This window comes from Flavobacterium sp. YO12 (assembly GCF_004119495.1).
Classification (GTDB): domain Bacteria; phylum Bacteroidota; class Bacteroidia; order Flavobacteriales; family Flavobacteriaceae; genus Flavobacterium.
The window spans coordinates 25922-32870 of record NZ_NRQU01000054.1 but is presented as its reverse complement, the minus strand read 5'-3'; the positions used below and the strand labels follow the sequence as shown (position 1 = coordinate 32870).

Sequence of the window (6949 nt, the reverse complement as noted above, 5' to 3'; positions counted from 1 at the left end):
AATCATTGTAGATAAAGTAAAGATTGAATTTGAGGATATCAATAATCATAAACTCGGTATGATTAATGTTGAAGAAGTTTCACTTAAAAGTTCTTGCCTTTTTTCTTCTAATTTTAAGAATTTAGTTCAAAACAATATTGGTTTTCCATTTTATGCTGTAATTCCAGTTAGAGACTTTTGTTATGTTTTTGCAGAAGAAGATTTTGATTATTTCTCTCAGTATCTTGGTACTGTTGTTCTTGAAGAGTATAGTGGTTCAGGGTATCCTATTACAACTGAAATCTTAAAATTTTCAGAAACAGGAGTTGAAGCAATTGGGAAATATTAAGAAATAAATTTCAGTTAAATGAATATTTCTAACTTGGAAATAGATAAAATCATTGAACAAAATTTTATTCCAGAATTCAAAAAAGGAAATTACTACCAAGGAATTGTTAACGGAATTACGAAGCTGATGGAAGTTTTAAGAACAAGAATTAAAAAGGAATAAATTATGGATTTCAGGTTAAAAGTATTCTACACCGTTGCGCTCCGCCTTAATTTTACTAAAGCGGCAACAGAGCTATACATTACGCAGCCTGCCGTTTCTAAGCATATTCAAGAACTCGAGGAAACCTATAAAACAAAGCTTTTTGAACGAAACGGTTCTAAAATTGCTTTAACTCCAGCTGGAGAAATTCTGCTAAAACATGCAAAAGAGATCTTTGAAATTTATCGCGAGATCGATTTTGAAATGAGTTCTTTTATTAACGAACGCCAAGGTTTATTGCGATTAGGAGCAAGTACAACAATTTCTCAATATATTATTTCTCCAGTTTTAGCGCATTTTCATCAAAAGCAAAAAGACATAAAAGTCAATTTGTTAAACGGAAATACAGAACAAATCGAAAATGCTTTAATAAACAAAGAAATTGAAATTGGAATTGTCGAAGGGCAGTCAAAAAATCAATCCATAAAGTATATTCCGTTTTTAAAGGACGAATTGGTTTTGGTATGCAATAGTAATAATCCGTTTGTGAAAAAAAATGAAATTTCAGTAAGTGATTTAAAATCAATGAAATTCATAACGCGTGAACGTGGATCAGGAACACTTGAAGTTATAGAATACGCATTGAAAAAAGCAGGTTTGAAATTTTCAGATTTACAAATCGAAATGCAGTTAGGAAGTACAGAAAGTATTAAATCGTATTTATTAAATTCAGACTGTTTTGCTTTTATGTCTATTCATGCAGTAAGTAAAGAGTTGAAAAATAAAGAATTAATGGTTTTGGATGTAGAAGAATTATCTGTAGATAGGTACTTTTATATCATCACATTGTTAGGTAAATCTGATTCGTTATCAGAGCTTTTTATTCAAAATATATCAAATCATTATAACTTGAAGTTATAGTCGATTGTAATTTGCGATTGGGAGTTTCGTGTAAAAGGATAGAACTTTGCAGAATAAATTTTTAATTATTCTATTTTGAAAACAAAAGAACATACAGCCTCACAATTATTCGAAGTTAATCGTTACTTACAACAAGCCATTTTTGCAGCTGTTATCTTTTTATGCTTATTTTCGATCATTTCACCACCAATTGCTTTGCTGTTTGGAGTTGTAATTGTAAACATCTTTGGTAATCCATTTGTAGAATTCAATAATAAAGCAATCACTTTTTTATTACAGTTCTCCGTTATTGGTTTAGGATTCGGGATGAATGCATCAAGTGCCATTTCGGCTGGAAAAGAAGGCTTCTTACTAACTATATTCTCCATATTCAGTACTTTAATTTTAGGAACTTTTTTAGGCAAATGGTTAAAAACCGATAAAAAAACATCTCACTTAATATCGTGTGGGACTGCAATTTGTGGAGGAAGTGCCATAGCAGCAATTTCACCAGTAATAAAATCAAACGAAAACCAAACCTCAATAGCTTTAGGAGTAATATTTATATTAAATTCAATCGCCTTATTCGTTTTTCCATTTATTGGTCATCAGCTTGATTTATCGCAAAAAGATTTCGGATTATGGTGTGCGATTGCTATTCATGATACCAGTTCTGTAGTTGGCGCAGCAAATAAATATGGAGCCGAAGCATTGCAAATCGCTACAACAGTAAAACTAGCAAGAGCCTTATGGATTATTCCAATTTCGATTTTGACAGCGGCAATTTTTAAAAGTAAAAATTCAAAGATTAAAATTCCTTATTTCATAGGTTTGTTTATTGTCGCTATGCTTTTAAATAGTTATGTCCCTGCAACAGCAGTAATTGCGCCGCATATTGTAAATATTGCAAAAATTGGATTAACGATAACCTTGTTTTTAATAGGAGCAACATTGAATGTAAAAACCTTAAAATCAGTAGGAGTAAAGCCTTTACTGCAAGGCGTATTTTTATGGATTTTTATAGCTGTTTTAGGTTTAGTATCAATTCTTTATCTCGGTTAAAACGATTATTTCACATTTGAGAATTTGACAGTTGGTTTGCCTGTAATTTTATACCATTTTCCAGAAAAAGAAAGTCTTTTTTCAATTACGAAATTAAATTGTTTTTTCGTTTTTGCCAGTTCAATAATTTCTGTTGGTAAATCTACATCATAATCATCTTCTGTACCTTTTGCTTTTTTGTAAAAACCAGTCGTAGTAATGGCAAAATCTCTAAAAAACTTTTTCGTACCATCGTTGATTACTTTGTACGAACTAGACCATTCAGAATTTCCACCATTATTAAATAAAGAATAATAGCCCAATTCCATCAAAGGCTGGTATTTACCATCAAAACCACCAATAAGATATAAATAACCATTGTAAGGAGCACCTGCACCGCCGTTTGCATGTTCTATAGTAAACGCATATTGATCTTCGCCAATTTCGACAAGTTTTGGTGTGGGTGCTCTCGAAAATGCACCAAATGCCGCAATAGCAGGCTGAAAAGATTTCATTTCCCAAACGGATCCATTTTTAGCAAATTTGGCAACACCAATTAATCCGCCAGAGAAGCGGCCAGTTTGTGCACCATCGGCATCATAAAAAGAATGGTTAAAAGTCAATAATTTGAATTGATTACCTTTCGAATCAGAATAATCTATATTGCTCAGAAGTCTCGTCGCAACACCATCTTTATACGGAAATAGCTGATCTCCTTCAACACCATTTGCATCAATAAAAGGCTGCGGTTTACAGTTGTTACATTTCCAGCTTACAAAAGTATTATGATCTGATAAATTGTATAGTTTACCTGGAAACAATTTTTGCATTGTTTTTACAGGATCAAGCGAACCAGATACTTTAAGTACCCTTTTTGTATTTAGAATAGTATCGCTGACATTTTTTAATTGTATATCAGTTTCTTGGGCTAAACAAAGTGAACTAAAAAAGAGAGCGAAATTTAGAATAAAGAGGCGCATATTTGTAAGATTTAATACCGAAACAAACATACAAGAAAAATTCTCACTATTTTATATTTACCATACTTATATGGTTTAAAAAAGGTTAGAGGTTAAATTAAAAGAATCTTAAAAGCGATTCTTTTAAATTATCTTTAAATAAGGTAAATTTGTCTCTCAAATAAAAACAAAAATGAAAAACTTCAAAATGAGACCAAGATTAATTGCTTTTTTTGCATTAATCATAGGTTTTTTTACTTTATCATGGGGAATTGTAGGCCATGAAAGAATTAATAAAGCTGCTGTAATGGCTTTACCAAAACCACTTCAGATTTTCTTTTACAATCACATCGATTTTATTACTCAAGAAGCATCTGTTCCAGATATTCGTAAATATGCTTTAAATTACAAAGACGAGAATCCTAGACATTATTTTGATATGGAAAACTTTGGTTCTGCTGATAGTATTCCAAAAACTTTAGAAGAAGCAAAGAAAAAATACGATAGTAAGTTTCTGAACAATAACGGAATTTTACCTTGGTATATCGAGGATATGATGGCTAAGCTAACCAAAGCTTTTAAAGATAAAAATAGAGCAGAAATTTTATTTCTTGCTGCAGATTTAGGTCATTATATTGGTGATGCGCATATGCCATTACACACTTCGGCAAATCATGACGGACAATTGAGCGATCAAAAAGGAATTCATTCTCTTTGGGAAAGCAGACTTCCTGAGTTATTTGCTAAAAATTACAAGCTAAATGTTCCTGAAGCTCAATATTATGCTGATGTTCATAAAGCAACTTGGGATATGATAAACGATACGCACAGTTTAGTGAAACCGTTATTAGATATCGACAAAAAGTTAAGAACTGCAACTCCAGAAAATCAAGTTTTTAAAATGGATACAGATGGAAAAGTATTAAAAAGTAAATACAACACACCTGTTTTCTCTGATGAGTATGCGAAAAAACTTCATCAAGATTTAAACGGAATGGTTGAAACTCAAATGAAAAAAGCGATTACTGCAACAGCAAGTTTTTGGTATACAGCATGGGTAAATGCTGGAAAACCAGATTTGAGCGATTTAGATTCGCCAGCTGTTACACAAAGAAATCATCAAGCTTTGCAGGATGATTTAAAATTGTTTCAAAAAGGAGATTTATTCGGAATGAAAAATCAAAACGACTAGAACTTTTTTTGTTAGAAGTTTCAACTTGAAAATATAACAGTAATACACAAAAGCCTCAATTTCAAATGAAATTGAGGCTTTTCTTTATAAATAGAATTTGGAATTTTTTATTGAACTTTTAAAAGAAATTATTTCTGATATTTCTTTTCCTTCAATACATACGAAGCCGATTGATAGTAAGAAATCGTTTCGTTTACCAAACTTAGTTTTTCAGTTTTTAGCGGAATTTCGTCATAATCAACTTGAAATTCTGGAGCAACTCCTGTCTTCGGATTTATTTTCAGTGAAAACTGTTTAACTTGCTGTTTAGGAGATAAAACAGTTAACACATCATCTTTTATTAAACCTAAATCTTGGTAAGTCGCAATAAAAGCCCTTGGTTTGTAATTATCTTTAAGAACATCCTGTCCGAAGAATTTACTTTTATAATCAAAATGTAATAAGCCGAATAATGTTGGCATAATGTCTATTTGAGACATTAGTTTATTGAATTTTTGAGGTTTGCCATTTGGAGTATAAATAATTGCCGGAATTCGGTATTTATCCAAAGGCAGTTCTGTTTTTCCAGCGCTCGAAGCACAATGATCTGCCACAATTACAAAAACAGTATTATTAAACCAAGGCTGTTTACGAGCCATTTCAAAAAATCGGCTTAAGGCATAATCAGTGTATTTTACACCTCCGTCACGAGATTTTATGTCGCCTGGAATATCAATTTTATTATTAGGATATGTAAAAGGTCTGTGGTTGCTCACCGTCATAATATGATTAAAGAATGGTTTATTTTCTTTGGCTTCGGCTGTCATTATTTTTACCGCTTTTTTATACATATCTTCATCACATACTCCCCAAACATTAGAAAATGTGATTTCTTCTGGTGAGAAACTTGATTTGTCTATAATTTGATAATCATTTCCAGAATAAAAATCTCTCATATTATCAAAGAAAGCATCACCGCCATACATAAACTTCACATTGTACCCTTTTTGTTTAAAAAGTGCACCAGTCGAGAATTTATTTTTATTATCCTCTCTCTTTACAACACTTTCTCCAGCAGTTGGCGGCAGGCATAAAGTTACGGCTTCAAGACCGCGAACAGTTCTATTTCCTGCAGCATACAAATTGGTAAACTGAAGACTTTTTTGTGACAAACTGTCTAAAAATGGAGTAATGTTTTGCGAGTTTCCATAAGCCTTCATGAAATCAGCGCTTAAACTTTCGATTGTAATTAAAACAACATTTTTGCGTATTTCAGCAGAGTCACTTTTTATTTCGTGAGTTGTATCTTCTGGAGAAGCAATAGGCAATTCCTCTTTTAGAATTGCAAAAGCTTTGTCGTGCGGAATTGTTTTGTAAAACTTGAAATAGTCAAGTTTACTGTTTTGAAAAGCCAAATAGAATTTATAGATACCGTTTGATTGTAATTCATTAACAAAAACATTCTTTGAGTTTTCTGTTTTAGATAAAGTTGGAACAGCTATTAAAGAAATCAGAAATAAACTCCAATATACACCTGAGATTTGTAGTTTCTCTTTTAAAGTTGGAATTTCATAAATGTAGTTTTTGTTTTTTTTCAGGATATAATAAGTTATCGTTCCTGTTACCAAGAATAAAGCTGAAAAGATTGGAACTACAGGATAAGACTGCATAATGTTTCCAATTACTTCGTTTGTGTAAATTAAATAATTAACAGCTATAAAGTTGTATTTTACACCAAATTCATTCCAAAAAAAGTATTCGCTTAAACCATTTTGAAGGATTAGTAAAACGTAAAGAAAAATCACAAAAGCAAAAAGCCAGAATCTAATTTTGTCTCTCCATTTAGGAAGAAAAAGCATAAGCGCAAATAGAACCGTTTTGATTCCCACAAAAATTAGAACTATTTTAGGTAAAGCACCTCCGTATTGATCAAAAACACTTTTTCCTGAAGCAACATACAAAAAAGCAGCAGTAAAAACCCCAAAAATAATATAACCTGAAGGCTTATTGTATTTAGAATTTGAAATAAAAATTAGATATAACCATAGAAAAAAACTAGCAACTGTAAAAACGAAAAAATCAGAAATTAATCCTAGGCAAAAGATTTTTAAACTTTCAAGAAATGAAAATGAAGTTTGAGTAATAGGATGAAAAAACAGAACAATTCGCAGTAGTAAACTGATAATGAAATAGAACAATGCCAAATGATAAAATGGGGTAAGCTTTTTGTAAAATGTCATGATGTAGTATTTTGGGCAAAATTAAGGTTGATAAATTAATAATAGATGAAGTTATACTTTTACCTTACTTAGTGTTAACTTAATGTTTTCTTAAGATTATGCTTGCAGGTTATTCTAATGAGTTTTAATGTTTTGAGAAATTTAAAATTTTTATCTTTGACTGGTCCAA

At 31.2% G+C, this 6949-nt stretch carries 7 protein-coding genes; 5 read left to right on the top strand and 2 right to left on the bottom strand.

Features of this window, described 5'->3' with window-relative positions; all coding sequences use genetic code 11:
- The 4 genes from BOW55_RS20865 to BOW55_RS15925 all read left to right on the top strand — a co-directional run.
- Window positions 1–328, top strand: a 328-nt coding sequence (locus BOW55_RS20865) for a hypothetical protein (protein WP_164975050.1), incomplete at its 5' end; no start/stop codon positions are given.
- Between the two features lie 18 nt (window positions 329–346).
- The gene (locus tag BOW55_RS15935; protein WP_129024919.1) at window positions 347–490 is read left to right on the top strand and encodes a TPM domain-containing protein; all 144 of its coding nucleotides are present in this window, start codon (window positions 347–349) and stop codon (window positions 488–490) included.
- Window positions 491–493: 3 nt separating this feature from the next.
- Window positions 494–1390 carry a LysR family transcriptional regulator gene (locus BOW55_RS15930; protein WP_129024918.1) on the top strand — a complete coding sequence of 299 codons (897 nt, stop codon included), beginning with the start codon at window positions 494–496 and terminating at the stop codon, window positions 1388–1390.
- A 75-nt stretch (window positions 1391–1465) separates the two neighbouring features.
- Window positions 1466–2431 (top strand): YeiH family protein, encoded by a 966-nt coding sequence (locus tag BOW55_RS15925; protein WP_129024917.1) that lies wholly within the window; start codon window positions 1466–1468, stop codon window positions 2429–2431.
- Between the two features lie 5 nt (window positions 2432–2436).
- On the opposite strand, the gene BOW55_RS15920 is transcribed toward BOW55_RS15925, so the two are convergent.
- A complete protein-coding gene (locus BOW55_RS15920; RefSeq protein ID WP_129024916.1) occupies window positions 2437–3390 on the bottom strand; it encodes a glycoside hydrolase family 68 protein in 954 nt (317 codons plus the stop codon).
- Between the two features lie 172 nt (window positions 3391–3562).
- Here BOW55_RS15920 and BOW55_RS15915 point away from each other — a divergent pair, with 172 nt between their 5' ends.
- A complete protein-coding gene (locus tag BOW55_RS15915; protein WP_129024915.1) occupies window positions 3563–4561 on the top strand; it encodes a zinc dependent phospholipase C family protein in 999 nt (332 codons plus the stop codon).
- Between the two features lie 128 nt (window positions 4562–4689).
- Here BOW55_RS15915 and BOW55_RS15910 read toward each other — a convergent pair whose 3' ends face one another.
- Entirely contained in the window at window positions 4690–6780 is a 2091-nt protein-coding gene (locus BOW55_RS15910) for an LTA synthase family protein (RefSeq protein WP_129024914.1), read from the bottom strand.
- Window positions 6781–6949: the final 169 nt, after the last annotated feature.

Excerpts from the sequence above, each read along its gene's own strand:
- BOW55_RS15935 (WP_129024919.1), top strand. The coding sequence starts at position 347 with ATGAATATTTCTAACTTGGAAATAGATAAAATCATTGAACAAAATTTT.
- BOW55_RS15930 (WP_129024918.1), top strand. The coding sequence starts at position 494 with ATGGATTTCAGGTTAAAAGTATTCTACACCGTTGCGCTCCGCCTTAAT.
- BOW55_RS15920 (WP_129024916.1), bottom strand. The coding sequence starts at position 3,390 with ATGCGCCTCTTTATTCTAAATTTCGCTCTCTTTTTTAGTTCACTTTGT.
- BOW55_RS15915 (WP_129024915.1), top strand. The coding sequence starts at position 3,563 with ATGAAAAACTTCAAAATGAGACCAAGATTAATTGCTTTTTTTGCATTA.
- BOW55_RS15910 (WP_129024914.1), bottom strand. The coding sequence starts at position 6,780 with ATGACATTTTACAAAAAGCTTACCCCATTTTATCATTTGGCATTGTTC.